18 protein-coding genes are annotated in these 19,976 nt (G+C 57.5%); 6 read left to right on the top strand and 12 right to left on the bottom strand.

Features of this window, described 5'->3' with window-relative positions:
• Window positions 1-80 precede the first annotated feature (80 nt).
• Both METLA_RS0113800 and METLA_RS0113805 read right to left on the bottom strand, forming a co-directional pair.
• Window positions 81-1,193: an inorganic phosphate transporter gene (locus METLA_RS0113800; protein WP_024299103.1), complete on the bottom strand. Its 1,113-nt coding sequence runs from the start codon at window positions 1,191-1,193 to the stop codon at window positions 81-83.
• Window positions 1,194-1,203: 10 nt separating this feature from the next.
• A complete protein-coding gene (locus METLA_RS0113805; RefSeq protein WP_024299104.1) occupies window positions 1,204-1,833 on the bottom strand; it encodes a DUF47 domain-containing protein in 630 nt (209 codons plus the stop codon).
• 472 nt (window positions 1,834-2,305) lie between these two features.
• Between METLA_RS0113805 and METLA_RS0113810 the strand changes: the two genes are divergently transcribed.
• Entirely contained in the window at window positions 2,306-4,078 is a 1,773-nt protein-coding gene (locus METLA_RS0113810; RefSeq protein ID WP_024299105.1) for a hypothetical protein, read from the top strand.
• A 147-nt stretch (window positions 4,079-4,225) separates the two neighbouring features.
• Here METLA_RS0113810 and METLA_RS0113815 read toward each other — a convergent pair whose 3' ends face one another.
• Complete coding sequence (locus tag METLA_RS0113815) at window positions 4,226-5,104, bottom strand: lytic transglycosylase domain-containing protein (RefSeq protein WP_245598800.1); 879 nt, start codon at window positions 5,102-5,104, stop codon at window positions 4,226-4,228.
• Window positions 5,105-5,585: 481 nt separating this feature from the next.
• Complete coding sequence (locus tag METLA_RS0113820; RefSeq protein ID WP_024299107.1) at window positions 5,586-6,857, bottom strand: cobyrinic acid a,c-diamide synthase CobB; 1,272 nt, start codon at window positions 6,855-6,857, stop codon at window positions 5,586-5,588.
• Between the two features lie 170 nt (window positions 6,858-7,027).
• Between METLA_RS0113820 and METLA_RS0113825 the strand changes: the two genes are divergently transcribed.
• From METLA_RS0113825 to cbiB, 3 genes are read left to right on the top strand one after another with little or no spacing between them, the layout of a single operon-like run.
• The gene (locus METLA_RS0113825; protein WP_024299108.1) at window positions 7,028-7,828 is read left to right on the top strand and encodes a cobalamin-binding protein; all 801 of its coding nucleotides are present in this window, start codon (window positions 7,028-7,030) and stop codon (window positions 7,826-7,828) included.
• A 26-nt stretch (window positions 7,829-7,854) separates the two neighbouring features.
• Window positions 7,855-8,883 carry an aminotransferase class I/II-fold pyridoxal phosphate-dependent enzyme gene (locus METLA_RS0113830; RefSeq protein WP_024299109.1) on the top strand — a complete coding sequence of 343 codons (1,029 nt, stop codon included), beginning with the start codon at window positions 7,855-7,857 and terminating at the stop codon, window positions 8,881-8,883.
• Window positions 8,873-9,778 (top strand): adenosylcobinamide-phosphate synthase CbiB, encoded by a 906-nt coding sequence (gene cbiB, locus METLA_RS0113835; RefSeq protein WP_024299110.1) that lies wholly within the window; start codon window positions 8,873-8,875, stop codon window positions 9,776-9,778. The genes METLA_RS0113830 and cbiB overlap by 11 nt, the downstream gene beginning before the upstream one ends.
• Before the next feature lie 157 nt (window positions 9,779-9,935).
• Here cbiB and METLA_RS0113840 read toward each other — a convergent pair whose 3' ends face one another.
• Window positions 9,936-10,394 carry a hypothetical protein gene (locus METLA_RS0113840; protein ID WP_024299111.1) on the bottom strand — a complete coding sequence of 153 codons (459 nt, stop codon included), beginning with the start codon at window positions 10,392-10,394 and terminating at the stop codon, window positions 9,936-9,938.
• Between the two features lie 125 nt (window positions 10,395-10,519).
• A complete protein-coding gene (locus METLA_RS0113845; protein ID WP_024299112.1) occupies window positions 10,520-11,137 on the bottom strand; it encodes a phosphoribosyltransferase in 618 nt (205 codons plus the stop codon).
• A gap of 239 nt (window positions 11,138-11,376) precedes the next feature.
• Between METLA_RS0113845 and METLA_RS0113850 the strand changes: the two genes are divergently transcribed.
• On the top strand, window positions 11,377-13,356 hold the full coding sequence (locus METLA_RS0113850; RefSeq protein WP_161635414.1) for a glycosyltransferase family 39 protein: 1,980 nt from the start codon (window positions 11,377-11,379) through the stop codon (window positions 13,354-13,356).
• Between the two features lie 99 nt (window positions 13,357-13,455).
• Here METLA_RS0113850 and METLA_RS0113855 read toward each other — a convergent pair whose 3' ends face one another.
• The 6 genes from METLA_RS0113855 to METLA_RS0113880 form a co-directional block, all read right to left on the bottom strand.
• A complete protein-coding gene (locus METLA_RS0113855; protein WP_024299114.1) occupies window positions 13,456-14,091 on the bottom strand; it encodes an MlaC/ttg2D family ABC transporter substrate-binding protein in 636 nt (211 codons plus the stop codon).
• Between the two features lie 53 nt (window positions 14,092-14,144).
• Window positions 14,145-16,319 (bottom strand): xanthine dehydrogenase family protein molybdopterin-binding subunit, encoded by a 2,175-nt coding sequence (locus tag METLA_RS0113860; protein ID WP_024299115.1) that lies wholly within the window; start codon window positions 16,317-16,319, stop codon window positions 14,145-14,147.
• Complete coding sequence (locus METLA_RS0113865) at window positions 16,316-16,780, bottom strand: (2Fe-2S)-binding protein (RefSeq protein ID WP_024299116.1); 465 nt, start codon at window positions 16,778-16,780, stop codon at window positions 16,316-16,318. Before METLA_RS0113865 ends, METLA_RS0113860 begins: the two co-directional genes overlap by 4 nt.
• A 3-nt stretch (window positions 16,781-16,783) precedes the next feature.
• Window positions 16,784-17,392, bottom strand: a complete 609-nt coding sequence (locus tag METLA_RS0113870; RefSeq protein WP_024299117.1) for a nucleotidyltransferase family protein — start codon at window positions 17,390-17,392, stop codon at window positions 16,784-16,786.
• Window positions 17,385-18,485, bottom strand: coding sequence for an XdhC family protein (locus METLA_RS0113875; RefSeq protein ID WP_024299118.1), 1,101 nt, complete (start codon window positions 18,483-18,485; stop codon window positions 17,385-17,387). Before METLA_RS0113875 ends, METLA_RS0113870 begins: the two co-directional genes overlap by 8 nt.
• Window positions 18,486-18,700: 215 nt before the next feature.
• The gene (locus tag METLA_RS0113880; RefSeq protein ID WP_425411750.1) at window positions 18,701-19,063 is read right to left on the bottom strand and encodes a phage integrase N-terminal SAM-like domain-containing protein; all 363 of its coding nucleotides are present in this window, start codon (window positions 19,061-19,063) and stop codon (window positions 18,701-18,703) included.
• A gap of 512 nt (window positions 19,064-19,575) precedes the next feature.
• On the opposite strand from METLA_RS0113880, the gene METLA_RS21470 reads away from it, so the two are divergent.
• Entirely contained in the window at window positions 19,576-19,905 is a 330-nt protein-coding gene (locus METLA_RS21470) for a DUF6966 domain-containing protein (RefSeq protein ID WP_024299121.1), read from the top strand.
• The last annotated feature ends 71 nt before the right edge of the window (window positions 19,906-19,976 follow it).

Here is a 19,976-nt window from a genome sequence, read left to right on the forward strand (position 1 = left end):
CGTCGCGACTTGAGGCTTTAATCGCGACGTAGGCGTCGCTCCCACCACTTGCCTATCGAGTTTCAAATAATCCCTACGGACTACTGAAACTGCAACAGCAGAGTCACCATGCCCCAGGCCAAACCGCCGGCGGCCGGAATCGTCAAAACCCAGGCCCAAACGATCCGCTCGATGACCGAAAGTTTCAGTGCGTGCGGATTCTTGGCAAAACCTACGCCCATGATCGCGGTTGAAATGCTGTGCGTGGTCGAAACCGGCATGCCGAAGTGAGCGGCGGTCAGCAGAATGGTCGCCGAGCTGGTTTCGGCGGCGAAGCCGTTGATCGGATGCAATTTGACCATTTTGTGGCCCAGCGTTTTGATGATGCGCCACCCGCCTACCGCGGTGCCCATCGCCATGACCAACGCACAAGTAAAGATAATCCAGGCATCGATATCTTTTTCGCCCCCATCCGGCCGCAGGAATTCGGCCCAGGCCGGCAATTGATCGAGCGTACCGGCACTGTTGGCGGTAAAAATCGACAAGGCGATGATACCCATGGTTTTTTGCGCGTCGTTACTGCCGTGAGCAAACCCCATATAACCGGCCGAAAGCAGCTGGGCTTTGCCGAACACAGCATTGACCCATTTCGGACGCGCCGCACGCGCGATTGCCCCGCCCAGGGAATTCATCCCGCTAATGATCCCCATCAAACTGCCCATGATCACGATGCCGAGCGTAAACCCCGCAATCGGCGAGCTGACCATCGGGATCAAAACCTTCCACAGCAAGCCTTTGTTCTCGGTCCAGACCGCCGCGGTTTTTGACCAGATCAGCACATCGAAATTATTGTGGCCTGCCGCCAGCGCGGCGCCGCATAAGCCGCCGATCAAGGCGTGACTGGAAGAGGATGGCAGTCCCAGCGCCCAGGTAATCAGGTTCCAGACAATCGCACCGACCAGCGCGCAGATCAGCACTTCGGAGGTGATCGTGACCAAGCCGGTATCCACTAATCCGGACGAAATGGTTTTGGCCACCGCCGTACCCGAGAACGCACCGACCAGATTGGTGGCGGCGGCCAGAATCACCGCCTGGGTTGGCGTCAAGACCTTGGTGGCAACCACCGTGGCAATCGAGTTCGCGGTGTCGTGGAAGCCGTTGATGAACTCGAAAACCAGCGCCGCCAGGATGACAAGCAAGAGCAGAGTCAGCATCGCAAGCCTTTTATGAATTTTTTAAGACGATGTGATAGATGACATTGCCGGCGTCGCGGCAGCGATCGATCGCTTTTTCCAGAATTTCAAACAGATTCATTTTTACCAGATAACGGATCGGATCGGATTCTTCAACATAGGCATCCCGATACAGGTTAAGGATCAGCTTATCGGCCTCACCTTCAATCGTGTGCAACTGGTCGTTTAATTTTTTGATTTGATCCAGATCCATCCCCTTACGCAACAGTCCGACCATTTGCGCCAAGACGTCGCAGGCCTGTTGCAGCATCGCGGCACGGCTAATGAAATCGACATCGCCAATGCGCGCAAAGGCGATAGTGTAATGCTCCGCGAACTTTTCCACGATTTTAGGAATCTTGTAAAGCGCGCCGTTAAGGGCTTCGATATCTTCACGGTCGAGCACGGTTACAAAGGTATTGACCAATTCTTCACTGATCTGCGCGGACAAGTCTTTTTCCTGGATGCGAGCGCGTTTGAATTTATCCAGTGATTGTTGCGATGCCGGCGAACTCAGCAGTTCGATCAAGGCTCTGGCCGATGAACGCGCGGATTCCGCGCTGGCTTCGAGCAGGCCGTAGAATTTATCGCCTTTGCCGAAGATGGTTTGCAATGAGAACATGTATTTTCCTTATTTATGATCTGTAAGGCATTTTGTCGTTTCTTCGCCCATTATCGCATAACACCTTGCTAATTTGAGAGGTTTTGAATCAGGATGATTCAACCTGGATTGAATCAAGTTGCAGAGACAGGCAAGCAGAGTCAGTCTCTTTGGCCGACCCGGTGGCTGAGCCTCCTCATCACACAGAGCCATGGTCAAAACCGGCCCGTTCGGCATCTTTATTCATTGCAACTTTAGCCTTTGCCGCATGGTCTTCTATACACTTTCAGGATAATTAAGTTCCTAAAAAGTAAAAACGCCTTTGAAGATAGACGCCTGTCTGCCGAGAAAAGAACCTCAAGGGAAGGCATCGGTGATCACATTAAGCTTTTCAAAATCGATTCTGCCGAGGGTGCAGGACAGTATGCTCATAGCCTTAATGTTAGGCTCTATTCGTTTATGCCGAGCAACGGCAAAGTGGACTCGGGGCGGCTTGCCAACCCAACCTTCGCGCTATTTCCTCGCCTGCCTGTTGGCATGGGCCAGCATTTCGGTAGCGCTGGCCGAGAATCACTCCTGCGAGGAAACCGGCGAGACGCATATCTGGATCTCGCCTCTCAACCCCACAGCCGATGAACCGATCAAGATCATGGCCGTGTCCACGGACGGCCCGGTGTCGGGACTGAGCCTGATCGACAGCCAAGGCCGGCGCCTGCCACTCAAATCCCGCCGCCGGGGCGGCCCGCCCTGGAGCCGTATCGCCATTGCGGAAGGATTCAGCGAAGGGGAATATCGCGTGCTGGCGGGACGGAATGGCAAGCTGACCGCCTGCCGTCCGCTCGCCATCGGCGCCTCGGGCGCACAGGAAAGCCCCAAAACCTGGGGGCTGGCGACCGAAGCCTTTTATGCCGCCTGGATCGAAGAATTGTTCGGCGCGCCGCCTGAGGAAAACCTGAGCCTCCCTTCCCTGGAGCCGGTGCTGCGCAACGCCGAGCGCAACTTCCTCTACAACCATCTCGGCCTCAACGAAGACAAAAACCTGCCGCTCACCCCCGATTGCGCCGATCTGCCCTATACCTTGCGGGCTTATTTTGCCTGGAAGGTCGGCCTGCCGATCGCCTTCCGCGCCTGCGGGCGCGGCTCGGCTAACGCGCCGCCGCGTTGCGGCGCGGCCACCGTCAAGACCGAATTTACCCAGGGCATCCGCTCGCAGGCGAGCTTCAGGAATGTCAGCGGGCAGTTGGCGAATGCCGTGCATTCGGGGACCGCACGGACAGGGCTTGAGGACGAATCCACCGATCTGTACCCGATCCCTCTCGGCCGGGAGAGACTCTGGCCGGGGACGGTCTATGCCGATCCCTACGGCCATGTGCTGGTGCTGGTGGAATGGGTGCCGCAGACGGCGGGCCGGCCCGGCATGTTGCTGGCCGTCGATGCCCAGCCGGACAACTCGGTCACCCGCAAGCGGACCTGGGAAGGCACCTTGCTGTTCGCCGATAGCAAAAGCGCAGGGCCAGGCTTCAAGGCTTTCCGGCCCTTGGTCCGTACCGACTCCGGCGGATGGCGGACGCTCGCCAATGACGAACTGGTCGACCATCCCGGCTTCGCCCCCTTTTCATTGGAGCAGGATCAACTCGCCCCCGACGATTTCTATGCCGGGCTGGCCAAGCTTGTGAACCCCCGCGGCCTTGATCCGAAGCAGGCTTACGAAGCCAGCCTCGACGCCTTGGTCGAGCAAATCGAGACCCGCGTGACCTCGATCGACAACGGCGAGGCGTATTTCCGCAAGCACCCCGGCAGCGTGATCCCGATGCCAAGCGGCGCGGCGATTTTTCAGACCCTCGGCCCCTGGGAGGATTACTCCACACCCTCCCGCGACATGCGCCTGATCATCGCGATCAACGTGCTGAACGGCTTGCCCGAGAAGATCGTCAGCCACCCCGAATTGTTCGTGATCAATGGCGGCAGCCCCGAGGAGGCCGCGGCCGAAATCGAGCAGCATCACGCCAAGCGCATCCGGGAACGCAGCATCCGTTATACCCGCACGGACGGCAGCCCGTGGGAGCTGTCCGTGGCCGAGGTGCTGGCACGGAAGCCGGCCTATCAAATGGCTTATAATCCGAACGACTGCGTCGAAATACGTTGGGGCGCGAAGCCGGGCACGGAGGAATATTCGACTTGCCGCCGCCAGGCACCGGCGGAACAGCGGGCGAAAATGGAGAAATACCGGATCTGGTTCCGCGAGGTAAGAAGGCCGGCACAGTAAGTTGTGTAATCGATTAGAGAGTGTTACCGTTGGCTGAGCGGAGCCGAAGCCGACAATTAGCTTCGACTCCGCTCAGCTAACGCTATTCCGCTCGGGGTGAGCTTGTCGAACCACGAGCGGAATCAAGATATTCAGAAGTTGTCCAGCCTATTCCGCAGCAAAATTTCCGCTAGACACGAACGCCGGGCCGTTTTGCAGACCTTCCGGGAAATACGCCATCGGGTTGCTGGCAATCTCGCGCGCCGCGAGGAACTGGGCGTAATAGTTACGGGAGGCAAAACCGAACGCCGGGCTGGAATAGTTTTGCACGATACGCGCAAAGTCGCGGCCGACCTGATTATGCGCCCGCTTCATGCCGCCGATGCCGTGGTTGTAGGAGGTAATCGCCGCAGGCCAGTCGCCCAGTTGGCCGTAGGCGTAACTCAGATAGCGGGACGCGCCGACGGCGGAAGCAAAAGGATCGAGGCGTCGGTCAACTCGATTGCTCTCGGGCATGAATCTTTTCGCCGCCCCTTTGGTGAATTGCCACATGCCGACGGCTCCGGCGGAGGATCTGGCCGCCGGTTGAAACGAAGATTCGACATGCGGCAGGCAGGCCAGATCCTCCGGCAAGCCGGCGTTGCGGAATATTTGTCTAAATTGCCTGTCATAACGCGCGCTGATCTCCAGCCCGCGTTTGAAGCGTTCGCGGGTACCGCGCTGCGAACGCACCCGTTCGGAGGCGCCGTTCAATACGGTGTTAAGCGGCCTGCCGCCGTTTGCCAGTTTAGCGAGTATTTGCTGGTCGTTCGCATTCAACGGCGAGTTGTAGCGCGCTTTGCTCTCCAGCATGGACAATTGGGCTTTCCAAAAATCACGGCGTTGCCTCACCATGTCTTTTTGTAAGTCGGTCAGACTTTCGTCGACATAGCCCGGCAATACCATCACTTCGTATATCACATCCAAATAGCGGTCGTCGTGAATGGCGACTTCCGAGCGATGCCACTGCGTATAGGTTTTGCGCCAGAATTCCACCGCCGGCTGCAACGCGCCGGGTTTGACAAATATGCCGGAGTAAGTCGTCGGCCGATGAGTGTCTTGTATTGGCGGACGAGAAGCGCCTTGTATCGTCGGGCGATAAGCGCCTTGTATCGCCGGACGATAATCGCCTTGTATCGCCGGCCTATAATAGCCTGGTGCCGAGCTTGGGCGTGGTTGAGCTGGGGTGCGGTAGGCCATCGTATTATATGGCCTGACCGCAGGCGCAGAGCTGCTACACGCATTCAACAAAAATGCAGTCACCGGTAAAAGCCAAATTCCCCTCATTAATCGATTCATTTTTTTAGCCCAATTCAGCGTTAGTCGGTTTCCAGTCGGCGTTTTAAGTCCTGATAAAATAATTATCTAACATTTTTAAATAAGCGTTGGAAATAACTTTTCGTGGCCCGGCATTTCGCTGTTTAATGGCTGTAAAAACCGATAGAAAACCGGCTTCGGTGATCCCGTATTACACTGCGTTTCATGCGAGCTACGCGCTAAACCAGCCGGCGATTCGGTCGTGCTCGTCAGAGAAATACCAATGCACGTAAGAGGCCCTGACATTCCGGTAGCGCGCGCCTTTGTCGCCCTTTAAGACATCGAAAGCCGGCGCCAAGCCGTCATCCTGCTCGCGCGTGGAGTAATGAAACTCGTGGCCCTTGACGCCGGACGCCTCCTCCCGCAGCCCCAATGCCGCAAGACGCGCCTGCATGACCGAGACATAGGGAAAAATGCCCGCCATCGGCCAATGCCGGCCTTGCTGATCGACCAGAGCTTTGCCGAGCAGCATCGCGCCGCCGCATTCGGCCAGGATCGGCATGCCGGCCTCGGCTCCAGCGCGCAGCGAATCCCAAGTGGCCGATTCGGATAAGGGCTCCGCATGCAGTTCGGGATAGCCGCCGGGCAGCCAGACCGCATCGGCAGCCTGAGGCACGGGCTCGCCGGCGACCGGGGAGAAAAAGACCGTCTTCGCACCCTGCCTGTGCAGCCAGTCCAGATTGGCGGGGTAAATAAAGCAACAGGCGCTGTCCCTGGCGATTGCGATCGTTTTGCCTGCCAGCCGGGGTTCAGAAGGAGACGCCGGAGCTTTGCAGGCGACTTCCGAGAAAGCGTGCAGCAAGGCCTCATGATCGACATGCAGCGCGGCCGAATAATCGGGGACATCCCCTTCCTCCGGCATTTTCAAGCCCAAATGCCGCTCGCTCAACACCTTGTCGTTGCGCTGCATCCAGGCGAGCAGAGGCGGCAGGTCATAGTCCTTCAAGGCGGCCCTTAACAGCTCCGCGTGATGCTCGCTCCCTACCCTATTCGCGACGATGCCGGCCAGGCGGACATGGCCTTGTTCGGCAAGCTGCTTAAAGCCCGTCACGATGGCGGCGATCGTGCCGCTCATGCCGCCCGCATCGACCACCAGAATCACAGGACAGCCCACTACGCGGGCCAGATCGAGGCTGGAACCTGCGCCGCCGACGCCGGCATAGCTGTCAAACAGGCCCATCACACCCTCGATCAGGGCGTATTCCGCGCGTTCGGCCTGTTGACCGAGTTGTGCTCGGCAGGCATCCGCCCCCATCATGCGGGTGTCCAGATTATACGAGGGTTTGCCGGTAATGGCCTGGTGCCACAACGGATCGAGAAAATCGGGGCCGGTCTTGAAAGAGATGATGTCGTGCCGGTGTCGCCGAAAATACTGCAACAATGCCAGCGTCAATGTGGTCTTGCCGCAGCCTGAATGGGTGCCTGCCAATAATGCCGTTTTCATCAGTCCTATGTGTTATTGGTAATTAAACCTTACAAAAGGGCAAGAATACGGGAGCCGGCTTGCTTTATCAACTTGAGCCGATATAATTGCGGCCAGCTTACAATTCGCCGCAGCGGCATACTCTCGTCTTCTTCCCCTCTTGTGTTTAACCAAAGCCGGCAAACCGCTTGATGAACCATCCCTCCCGCATCGTCTGCCTGACCGATGAAACCACCGAGACCCTGTACTTGCTCGGCGAACAGGACCGCATCGTCGGCATTTCGGGCTTCAGCGTGCGCCCGCCCGAGGCGCGTAAAGAGAAGCCAAAGGTTTCGGCTTTTACCAGCGCGAAGATCGATAAGATCCTGGCACTCGAACCGGATCTGGTGCTCGGCTTTTCGAACTTGCAGGCCGACATTGCCGCCCAATTGATTCGCGAAGGCATCGACGTGCACGTATTCAATCAGCGCTCGGTCGAGGAGATTTTACGGATGATTACCCTGCTCGGCGCAATGGTCGGCGTCCCCGAAAAGGCGGCCGCGCTGACCACGCAATACCGGCAACGGATCGACACGGTACGCGAAGAGGCTTCGGCATTGCCGCGCCGTCCGCGCGTTTATTTCGAGGAATGGGACGAGCCGATCATCTCCGGCATCCGCTGGGTCTCCGAGTTGATCGAGATTGCGGGCGGCGAAGACTGTTTTTCCGAACTGGCGGCCGAACAATCGGCGAAACGGCGCATCATCGCCGATCCGCAGGAGATCGTCCGCCGCGCGCCGGACATCATCATCGGTTCCTGGTGCGGCAAGAAGCTTCGCCCGGAGCAGATTGCGGCAAGGCCCGGCTGGGATGCTATCCCCGCGGTCAAAAACGGCCGGGTTTATGAAATCAAATCCTGCGACATCCTGCAGCCCGGCCCCGCGGCGCTGACCGACGGCCTGGAACAGATTCGCCGGATCATTCGGCAGTGGTCCAAACCCAGCGATCATTGATGCATTTTTTATCCCCCTGACCCCCAATGAAACACGGCGGAAATATTTACCGATTTGCACAGCAGGTCGGCTGCAAGCCCGAAGCGGTGCTCGACTTCTCGGCGAACATCAATCCGGAACAGGCGCTCGATCCGGCGTCCTTGCTGCCGATCCAGCTCGGACCCTATGCCGATCCCGATTACACCCTGCTGAAACAGGCGCTGAAAGCCCGCTACCCGCATCCGAATGGTGTCGAGATGGAGGTGTTTAACGGCGCCAGCGCGGCCATTTTCGCCTTGTTGCGCCGGCTACAGCCCCGCGACCTGGTGTTATACGCCCCTTTATACGTCGAATACGCGAAGATTGCCGGGCAACTCGGCTGCACCCTGCACACCATCGACCGTTTCGCCGACTTGCATGCGGAAGTCCCCGAAAACAGCACGGTGATCTTTGTGAACCCTTCCACGCCCGACGGCCGGCTCTATGCGATGCCGGAACTCTTGGCGCAATGGCGGCAGAAGCACTGCACGATCCTCGTCGATGAGTCGTTTCTGGATTTTTGCATCGCGGATTCGGTCGCCGATTACATCACCGAGTACGACAAACTCTATGTGATCAAGTCGCTGAGCAAGTTTTACGGCTGCGCGGGAATCCGGATCGGTTTCATCCTGGCCGCGGCGCAGGCGATCGACGCGCTGAAGCGCTTCGAGCCGGCATGGAAACTCTCCACTTTCGATATGGCCTACATGCGGCAAGCCTTGGCGAATCAGCCCTATATCGAACAGACGCGGCGGCAGACGGCGAAGCGGCGGGAAGTCTTGCAGCAGGCGCTGGAAGACTCCGGGCTATTCGAGGCGATTTATCCGGGACAAGCAAACTTCCTGCTGACGAAGCTCAGAGATGACGGCGACGGTTATCTGCTGCAGGAACGACTGGCGCCTTCGCGGCTCTTGATCCGGGTCTGCGACAACTTTGCCGGCCTGAATAAGAGCCATGTCCGCTTTGCGGTCAAAGACGAGCAAGCGATAGCCCAACTTGCCCACACGCTGAAGACAATTCCACAGAATGTATTTTGAACTCGCGCTGTTAGCGTATCTGGTCGACATGGCCGTCGGCGAACTGCCCGGCAAGCATCCGGTCGTGTTCATCGGCGATTTCATCAAGGCCTTCGAGCGGCGCTTTTACCGTAACCGCATTCTGCCCGGCGCCTGCTTGGTGTTCGGCGCTGTGGCGCTGGCACTCGGCATCAGCCTCGCGCTGGTTTATCTCTGCGGCTTTTTGCCCTCCGGCTTGTCATTGCCGGTGCTGGCCATACTGGCCTCGACCGGCTTGGCGATGAACATGCTGCACGCCTCGGTCGCGGGCATCTTGACCGCCGAACAGCCCAAACAGGCCAAACAGGCCATAAGCCTGCTGGTCAGCCGCGACACGGAGGCAATGACCGAAACCGAAATCCACAAGGCCGCGCTCGAAACCTGGGCGGAAAACATCAGCGACGGCGTCATCGCGCCGTTGTTTTACCTGGTGCTGTTCGGCCTGCCGGGGATTGCGGTCTACAAGGCGATCAATACGCTCGATTCGATGGTGGCTTATAAGACCGAACGTTATTTCTATTTCGGTAAAACCGCGGCCATACTGGATGATATCGCGAATTTCATCCCGGCGCGCATCACCGCGCTGCTGATCGTTTTGCTGGCGGAAGACCGGCAAGGCGCCTGGCAGTCGGTCTTCCGCGACGGCAATAAACTGGAAAGCCCGAATGCCGGCTATCCGATTGCCGCGATGGCGGGGGCTTTGGGTATCGGCTTAGGCGGGGATGCGTATTATCACGGCAAACTGAAACATAAGCCCACCTTGGGCCCGGCGCTCAAACCGGTCAACCGGGCGACGCTCGCTCAGGGCTTGAACATGAAAACTCGTCTGGATCAGATCATTCTGGCCTTATTGGCGATCGGAGCCTGGCTTTACTAAAGCCGTTGACTTGCAATTAGGGTTCCCGTGGTAAGTTGGGCTGACGACTGTGGGGATATACGGAATAGGGCAATGCCGGTAGCAATTACCGAATGCAATGAAGCCCAACATTCAACATAAAATCAGGAAGATAGCCGAGCCCCTACTGAACGCCTCCTTAGAGTTCATGGCGCTGAATCGGTTGAATGTCAATGATGGGGTCAATCAGCCCGCGTAATTTTTCAACTGATGTTTTATGCCGAATATCTTCAAGTTGCTGACGGCCGCCGCGAAGGCAGTGTTGAATGAGTAGGCGCATCTCGGACGGAACAATGGATACCGACTCAAGAACCAAAGCTCGAGGCGATCCAGGCTCGATGGAAGCCAGATACACGGCAAAGTCGTTTTTTACTTGTTGCAGCGCCTCGGCCAGTACATCTTCTTCGGAAAGCCCCATGCCGGAGGCTGTGAATGAATCATTATCGAACTTAAAGGAAAAAGCGCGAAAGAACTCACCGATAACGACAAAGCTCTCACCCTTGAAGTGGTGAATATTGGATAAGTCGGCTGCCGTGATTGCGAAACCGAATACGCCCAGTAACGGAGTTTCTATGCTGTAGATTCGGATTTGAGACATTCGCCCTCCAAGTGCTCTAACGAGTAATTTTACGTTTTTCTTATATATTCATTAATTTTAGACGTATTTGGCAATAAATGCTCGGCCGATAAATTCCGGGAAGGCGAATTCACGTTCATTTCCGCTTACGGATGATGCCCTGGCGCCAACAGCAGAAGCGCATCTTCAATCTGCCTGATGCTGACGTCGATGGCATGCCGCCGCCTGAACTCCTGCTGTAAGCGCAGAGGGTCCCGATGCTCGAACTGCATCGCATCGATCAAGCCCGACAGATCCTCATTGACGGCCCAGGGATAGATGAGCCATCGCCATGCATGAATAGTCTCGACATAGTAATCCGGCACAAAGTCGGATACGGTTTTGAGCTGCATGACCGCCGTGTGCAAGGCGTTGAACGCGCCGGCTGCGCGAAGATGCTCGACCGCGACCACAAAGGTATCGCCGCTGTCGCAAACATCGTCGAGCAGCAGCACGTTGCGTCCGGTGATGTCCGCATTCAACGGGTATTTGACGAAGGCGGCCTGCTGTTTTTGCGCGCCCTGGTAATGCTCGATCTTGAAAGTGGCCAGGTCGGCAATGCCGAGCATGTCCGACAACAGCCGTCCCGGGATATAACCGCCTCGCGCAACCGTGATGATCATGTCGATCGGAACGGCGTCCGCGCGCAATCGCTGCGCCAGTTCGCGGCACAAGCGGTAAACCTCTTCCCAGCTGATCAAGGTACAGGGCATGGTTTCTGTCATTACCGATCCTCGTTGTTGTGACGACGTTCCAGCAGGCGATAGCATAGCATCGTTGATGCCGGGCAGTAACAGGATCAAGGGAATGACATAAGGAAAATACTTTAATTTGATCCCCTCATCCCAACCTTCTCCCGGAGGGAGAAGGAACTAGGCCGCCATGCCTGCCTTGACAACGCCCGGACCCTCACTTATCTTTCCGCAGCTGAGTTTTGAAATGACTTTGGACCCACAGATTCATGATGGCAATTAAATTATCAACGGACCGATTCTCAAACGCGCGCTGGCAAGCCGGGTTCTCGGCTTATTTTTCACTGGCCTGTGTGCTGTTTTTCGTCATATCCGCCGCATTCACGGTGCTGCATCAGTCGTCATACTGGGACGATCCTTATCATTTAGCGGCCGGCGTTGCGCAACTGCAGACCGACGATCCGCGCTTGAACGCCGATCACCCGCCCTTGGCAAGATTGCTCGGCGCCCTTCCCTCACTGTTCATGGAGCTTCCGTCGGTCGCCGATGGCAATCCGAATGCCTGGAAACAGGCCGATATTTTTTATACCACCAACGCTTATATTGGTACGATCGAAGAAAGGCTGTTGTTACCCGGACGGCTGACGATGCTCGGCTTTGCGCTGCTGCTCGGCTGGCTCTTATACGCCTGGGCGAAAGAATTGTTCGGAGCCGAGCGCGCCTGGCTTCCGCTCGCGCTTTTTGCGTTTTGTCCGCCGCTGTTGGCCAACGCACCATTGGTGACCACCGATACGGCGGCCACAACATTGATGTTTGCCGCCGTGTATGGCTGGTGGCGCTATTTAAACAAGCCGACCTTGGTCCGTCTGGGATGGGCCTCCCTAGCCGTCGCTGCCGCTTTTTGCGCGAAATTTACCGCGGTTCTGCTGGCGCCCTTATTTCTATTGTCCGGCATTGCGGCCGTGCTCTCGCCGGCGCAGCTTCCATACGACGGCAAACGCCGGATGCTGATCATCGGCGGCGCCTTGCTGGCCATTAGCGCGGCGACGATTTTCGGCATCGACCTCGCCTATTTTTTCGACGGCGTCTGGCTGACGCCGCCGGAATATCTAGCGCATTCACGCTCACTGAATTCTACTTTGCAGGCCGGTTCGGAAACGTTGGCCGATTTCTGGCCGGCTTGGCTGCCGGTGCCCTTGCCGTTTTATTATGTGACCGGCTTGATATGGGTTTTGACTCGCGCCGGCAGCCTCGGGCACTGGACTTATTTTCTCGGCGAGGCAGGCCCCGGCGGATGGCCCAATTATTTTTCGCTGCTGCTGTTGGTCAAGCTGCCGATTGCGGCCTTGATGCTGATCGGATTCGGGCTCTCGCAGGCGCTATCGCGTTTTTCCCGCGATGCCTGGAACGTGCTGTTTCTGGCCTTACCGCCGCTGTTATTGATCGTGATCGCCTCGATCGGCAAGATGCAAATCGGCATTCGCCACATTCTGCCGGCTTTCCCGTTCCTGTTTTTGCTTGCCGGTTATACCTTGCGTTACCGTCTCACCCGCGGGCGGGTGCTCGCGGCGGGCTTTTTGGTCGCACTGAGTGCTGTCAGCACGCTATCGGTGTATCCGAATTACCTGATGTATTTCAATTTTCTGGCCGGCGGCCCGGAACAGGGTTGGCGCATCTCGATCAACGGCGATGACTACGGACAGGGAGGGTCGGATTTGCTGCGCTGGCTGCAAGCCAGAAACATCGACCGCCTGGCTTATCTGCCCAACGGCTGGGGGGGAACACAGCTGAGCCGCGCCGGAATCAGTTACACCCCGCCCCCTTGCAGCGATACCGGCGAACTGGTGGCCGTGCATGCCGGGCGCCTGCTGACCCCGGAAAATCTTGCCGAATCGATGTGTTTTGACTGGATGCGGCTGCGGCAACCGGATCAAAAAATCGGCTATTCGATTTTTATCTATAACGCAGGAAATGCGGCGACTCGCGACGTTCAAGGCTATTTGAATAAAAGCCTGGCGCTGTACAATGCCGGCAAATTCAACGAAAGCATCGAGGCCGGCAGAAAAGCGCTGCAATGGGAGCCGAACAACGCCGAGGCTTACAATAATATCTGTGCCGCTCACAATAACCTCAAACACTGGCGGCAAGCGATCGATGCCTGTAACCGGGCGATCTCCCTGAAACCCGGCCATGCGCTCGCTAAGAATAATCTGGCTTGGGCGAAACAAAACATGGCGAGGGCGCAGCCATAAAGCCGCGGTTTCGCGTGCGACTGATCATCGCGAAAAACCGGGCTTCAATAACAGAACAGGGGCGACCCGCGCCCCTGAAACTTGAAGGTAACGGCCGGGTCAAGAACCTTTGCCGCTGAGCGCTTCGGCGTTACGTTTGGCCAGCGAGTCGATCAAGGCCCCCAAGGAGCCTTTCTTCTGAATGTCATCGCTGAAGCTCGAACGGTAATTCGTGACCAGGCTCACGCCCGCGATGATGATGTCGTACACTTTCCAGCCGCCTTTCCCGAGATACATCCGGTAATTGACCTGCACCGGATTGAGCCCCGGCTGCAAGACTTCCGATCTGACGACGACCTTCTTGCCGTCGCTGCCCGCATCGATCGGCTGGAAACGCAGGGTCCAGTCGTTATACTCGACAAAGGCCCTGGAATAGGAGCGGACCAGCATCGTCCTGAATTCGTTCTTGAAGCGTTCGCGGTCGCCCGGCGACGCGGTTTTCCAATGCTTGCCGAGGACCAGCGGCGCGATCACGTCGAAATCGGTATGCGGCTGGATCACGCCGTCGACGAAGCGGGTGACTTGCGCAAAATTGCTGGTAAAGGCCTTGTTTTGCAGTTTTTGATGCAATTGATCCGAGATGCCCTGGATGACCTGTTGCGGTTCCTGCAAGCCGCCGGCCATGCCTTGGGCTGTCGGCATCAGGCCAAAAATGACCAGGCCGAATATCGCGTATTTTTTTATCAGTTTTTGCATCGATGATTTATCCTACTTGTCGTAATGAGAGAAATTGTGCGGCGGCTTATCCGCTAAAACGAATACTGCGACAACGGCAAGCTGCGCACCCGTTGCCCGCTGAGCAAGAACAGCGCGTTGCAGACCGCCGGCACGATCGGCGGCGTGCCGGGCTCGCCGATGCCGCCGAGCGGCGCGCCGCTGTTGATGATTTCGACCTCGACGACCGGCATCTGGTCGGGGCGCAAGATCGGGTAGGTGTCGAAATTGCCTTGCACGACGCGGCCCTTCTCCAGCGTGATGGCCTCGCCCATCGCGGCCGAGAGTCCAAAGCAAACCCCACTTTCGATCTGCCGTTTGACGATCGCGGGGTTCACCGCGAAGCCGCAATCGACCGCGCACCAGACCCGTTCGACCTTGATCTCGCCATCCTGATTCAGGCTGACTTCGGCCACTTCGGCGACGATGCTGTTGAACGATTCATGCAGCGCCAAGCCCATCGCCCGCTTGAGGCCTTGCGTATCGGCCCAGGGCTTTGCCTTCCATCCGGCCAGGTTTGCGGCCGTCTCCAGGACTTTTTTGAAGCGCGGCTGCTCGGCCAGCAATTTCAGGCGGAATTCGAGCGGATCGGCTCCGGCTGCATGCGCCATCTCGTCGAAGAACGATTCCTTGAAAAAACAATTCTGCGAGTGGCCGACCGAGCGCCAGAAGCCGATCGGCGCCTCTTTGACCGGCACATTGACCACATTCGTGCGCTTGTTCGGAATCGCATAAGGCAGCTCGACCGTGCCTTCGAACACGCTGGTGTCCAGATCGGAATTTTTGACAAAGCCCGGCATCAGGCGGGTCATCGGCCCTTCGCCGACCGAGGTGATCTGCAAGGCGACCGGATTGCCGTCCTTGTCGAAGCCGGCGCCGAACTTCGCGGCCGACATCGGCCGGTAATGGTCGTGTTGAAGATCTTCCTCGCGCGTCCAGATCACCTTGATCGGCTTGCCCGGATGTTTTTTGGCCAAGGTGATCGCCTGGATTGCATAATCCATAACGAAACGGCGACCGAAACCGCCGCCGAGGAACGGCGTGATCACCTCGATCGCCTCGGGCTTCAGCCCGGTGATCTCGGCCGCGACCCCGACCACGAAATCGACGCCCTGGTTCGGCGCCCAGACCGTGCAACGGTCCTGGGTGACCAGCGCGGTACAATTCATCGGCTCCATCGTGACGTGCGCGATGAACGGCGCGTGATATTCGGCCTCGATGGTCTTCGCGGCGGAGGCCATCGCCTTGGCCGCATCGCCGGCTTCCTCGGCGACATGGCCCGGTTCGTTCAGCGCCGCCTGCAACCTGGCCTTGTAATCTTTTGTCGAGAAACCGGCGTTCGCGCCTTCATCGAAGGTGACCGGCAGCTTCTCCAAGGCTTTCTTCGCATGCCAGAAATGGTCAGCGATCACCGCGACGCCGTTCGGTATCTCTTCGACCGCGACGACGCCCGGCAGCTTCAGCACCGCCTCTTTATCGTAGGAGGCGACCTTGCCGCCAAACACCGGCGACTGCATCACCGCCGCATGCAGCATGCCGTCCACTTTGATGTCGATGCCGAATTCGGCCGCGCCGGTCGATTTGGCGAGGCTGTCGGTGCGCTTGACCGGCTGGCCGATCAGCCTGAATGCCGCACTGTCTTTCAACGGCGCGTCCTTTGGCGGGGTCAGTTTGGCGGCCTTTTCGGCAAGCTCGCCATAACCGAGCTTCCTACCGCTCGCCGCGTGCACGACCTTGCCCGGTTCGGTCGTGCAATCGCCGGGCTTGACGCCCCATTGCTCGGCCGCGGCCTGGACCAGCATCGCCCGGGCGGTCGCGCCGGCCTTGCGCATGGTCATATAGGACGAGCGCACGCTCAGGCTGCCGCCGGTGAAACGCATCGTATTGTCGAACATGATCTTGTAATCGGCGCCATGCGGCGCCTGCACGACCTTGATCGCGGACATCTCGACATCCAGTTCCTCGGCCATGATCGCCGGAATCGAGGTATAGGTCCCCTGTCCCATTTCGATGAATGGATTCTGGAAAACCACCTGGCCTTTGTCGTCGATGCCGATAAAAGCGTTCAGGTCCTGATCCTGTTCAGTCTGACCGATCTTGGCGCAGCCGGTCGGCAGCGTCACACCGAGCAGCAACACGCTGGCGCCGGCCGCCGCGCTGAGGCCGAGAAATTGCCGGCGTGACAGCGAAATGTTCATTATCTCGTTCATGACTGCGCTCCCTGGATTTCGGCGGCGCGTTTGATCGCGGCAAAGATTTGCTGATAGGTACCGCAGCGGCAGAGGTTGCTCATCTTCGCGCGGATTTCCTCATCGCTCGGATGCGGATTCTGCTTCAACAAGGCCGCCGCCGCGATGATCTGGCCGGACTGGCAATAGCCGCACTGCGGAACGTCCTGCTCGACCCAGGCCTGTTGCACCGGGTGCAAGCCTTTATCGGTCGCGAGACCCTCTATCGTGGTAATCGCCTTGCCTTGCGCCGCGCTGACCGGCAGGGTGCAGGAGAAGGTCAGCTTGCCGTCGAGCATGATTGAACAGGCTCCGCACAGACCCATGCCGCAGCCGTATTTGGTGCCGGATAAACCTGCCAGGTCGCGAATCGCCCAAAGCAAGGGCATGTCGTCTTCGGCATCGATCTGATGCTGAGTCCCGTTGATCAGTAAGGTTGTCATGATTTACTCCTCGGCAAATGCCTGCCCGGTTAAACGTTCAAAATCACTTCGCGTATCGATATCGAGTTCGGCCCGCGCGCACGGAATCTTCAGCACGCACGCATCGAACTCGATCAACAACGGTTTGGCGCCTTTGTCGCCGGTCACTGTTTGCAGGCGCTCAAAATACGCCGCCGGAAACAGCGCCGGTACACCACAGGATAAATGATATTGACTGGCGACGATACGGGCAGATTCACTCCGCCAGGCGTCGAGCAACGCCGCAAGATGCGCCGAATCGATCAAAGGCTGATCGCACAACAGGATCAGCACCGCTTCGGCCGAAGCCGGCAAGGCCTTGATCCCTAGTCTGAGCGACGAGGCAAGACCGTCCTGCCAGTCGGGGTTTTGCAGCGTTTCGACCGAGCTTAAATCGATCGCCGCGCGGATCGACTCCGCATGCGCGCCGAGCACGACGATCACCCGTCCGGGCAATACCTCTTGCGCGCTGCCGATCGCCCGTTCGAGCAGGGTTTGGCCCCGCCAACGCAGCAATTGCTTCGGCCTGCCCAGGCGGCGGGAGCCGCCCGCGGCCAGGATCAGCGCATGAACATTCGGATAGGCATCAGGCATCGGAGGATAGTGTTTGAGCCGTCAACTGGCCGCCCTGCCTGCAGTTTTGCGCGGCCAGAATCCCGGCCATGATGGCAAGCGCGATTTCCTCCGGCGTTTCCGCGCCGATATCGAGACCGACCGGCCCGAAGACGCGGCCCTCAATCTTCGCCGCCTGCTCGCCGAGGCTGTCCAGAAGCCGGTTTTTCCGCGCTTCCGGCCCCAGCACACCGATAAACGGGATGCGGCTGTCCGCGATGACCTTCAGGTAACGGGCGTCATAGTCCAAACTGTGCGTCATCAGCACGAGCGCATCGAAACGATCGAGCGGTAGAGTGCCTGCCAAAGCCGGCGGTGGGCAATACAATAGGCGATCGGCCGACGCGAAGCGTTCCGGCTTGAGATAGGCCGGACGGTGATCGACAAGCGTGACCCGCCAGCCCAACGCCTTGGCGCATTGCAGCAGCGGAACCGCATCGGCGCCGACCCCCACGATCAACAGGTGCGACAACGGGCGAATCGGGTCATAAAAGACAGTGAGCGCATGTCCCTCGACAAGATGGGTTTCGAGATGCGGTTTGTCGTCCGGCAAAGTCTGCCGCGCCGCGGCGATCAGATCATGAGGCCAGGGCGCGGGAGCGTTTTCGAAATCTTCTGCGCTGAAAAATAGCGACCGCCCCGCCGGCAATGGCGGGTGAGTGGACTCGGTCACGGTGACTAAAACGCCCCGCCGATCATTGCAGGTCGCCTGGGCCAGCGCATCCAAAGGAAAGAAATTCTCCTCGGCCCTCAGCAATTGCAGCAGGATTTTGACCGCCCCGTTGCAGCCGAGACCGAGCCCCCAGACCACATCGTCGGGCGAACGCATGTCGTACCGCACCGTCGCAGCCTGACCGCTGGCAAAGACCGAACGCGAACGCTCTACCAGATCCCCTTCGAAACAGCCGCCGCTCAGCAGCCCCAGGCATTCGCCGTCGTGGGTGATCAGCATCCGTGCTCCGGCTTTCCGATAGGTCGAACCCTGCGTTTCGATGATCGTAGCCAGCACAAAATCGCCGGAGTCGGGATCGAGATTGCGGAAAACATCGACCAGCGTGTACAGTTGATTGGCCATGGCGTCGGAGAAACTTTGGCGGGAAGATTGATGCTTGATTGCAGAGGAAAGCGCAGCGATTATCCTCCTTGGCGCAAGAAACGTCCAGCCGTCCCGACAATCGGGACGCCCCGGAACGGCCGTGCTCCGATGAAGCTTTTGGGGAAAACAGGGTTATAACCGGTCCAAGGGACTTACGACTCCCTTTCCGCCTTTGTTGAGCACATGCGTGTAGATCATCGTCGTATGCACATCCTGTGCCCGAGCAACTCCTGCACCATGCGGATGTCGTAGCCCGGATCGAGCAAATTATACAAAAACAGTAAAGCGGACAACGCCTGATTTTGCGTTGAAGCCGATACATGGCTTTCCACAGCCAGATGCGTCAAAAATGCTTCAACCTCCACCGCACCCATTTCTAACGGATGACGTTTGCCATGAAACAAAATAAACCGCTTGATCCACTGCACATAGAGCTTTTCGGTACGGATGCTGTAGTGCTTGACGCGAATCTTGTCGCGGACTTGATCAAGGAGTTTAGGCGGTGTATTTTTCGCTAGCATAGGAAGGTTGCTATCAATAATTAAATACTGTAGCATTTAGTTTAACAGATTGTCAGAGTGGCGTTATACACCGATAATCGTAGATTAATATACATCTAAATAGGTGTCTACTTAACGTTAGAGGCCAAGGAAAGTTGTGTCGTGATTCGAAAATGGAATGACATTCTGTCTCACTACGAACCATTCGCTGAGAAAAGCGAAGCGTTGGCGGGAATTCGGGACCTCGTCGCCTACATTGCCAAAGGGCCTTTGAGCAACGCGTTGTATGGCTGGACCTCCGTCGTCGACCTTTGCATTGTTCAAACTGAAGTTTCATATCCATATTCCGGCCCGCTTCTTCGCATATCGCCTATGGGCAACGGCAATGTAGAGTTCAGGTATGAAGACACGCAACAGAAGGCTAGGCAGTGGCATCGCGAGGTCGCACCTAGTGAAGCCGTGGCTCGGCTAAATAATTTTCTTGGGCAGCTCGGCTGGGTTTCCGGTGTGTTGGCCTCTAACCATTCGCTGCAGGGCCGACGACCCTGAGCTAAAACGCTAGGCGCTCTATGCATCCGAACATTCAAAAATTGGTGGCGTTACTGGAGGCAGCTCAATCATTATTAGCTCAATACGGTGAAAAACACTGGAGTAGCTGGTTGGAAAATGACGCGCGCTTAATTAGAAACCTAGACCTATATGGTGTGGAGCATTTACTCACTGCATATGGCGGCATGGGCAGCATAAATGATTTAGTAATTCACCCGACAAACGGGCACAAAATTAAAGATTCTGATGTTGCTTCTGCCAATGAAAAGTTTGAGATATTGCGTACCAAAATTTATTCACTAGCTAAAAGGTTGGCTATGGAGGAAGCAAATGTACGTCGTAACGCCTAACCCTGCGCTCGAGAGGGACGCGGTGAACGGCGTGGTTTTCTCTTCCACGTTTTGCGCGCTGCGTCTCTCAG

This window comes from Methylomicrobium lacus LW14 (genome assembly GCF_000527095.1).
Classification (GTDB): domain Bacteria; phylum Pseudomonadota; class Gammaproteobacteria; order Methylococcales; family Methylomonadaceae; genus Methylomicrobium; species Methylomicrobium lacus.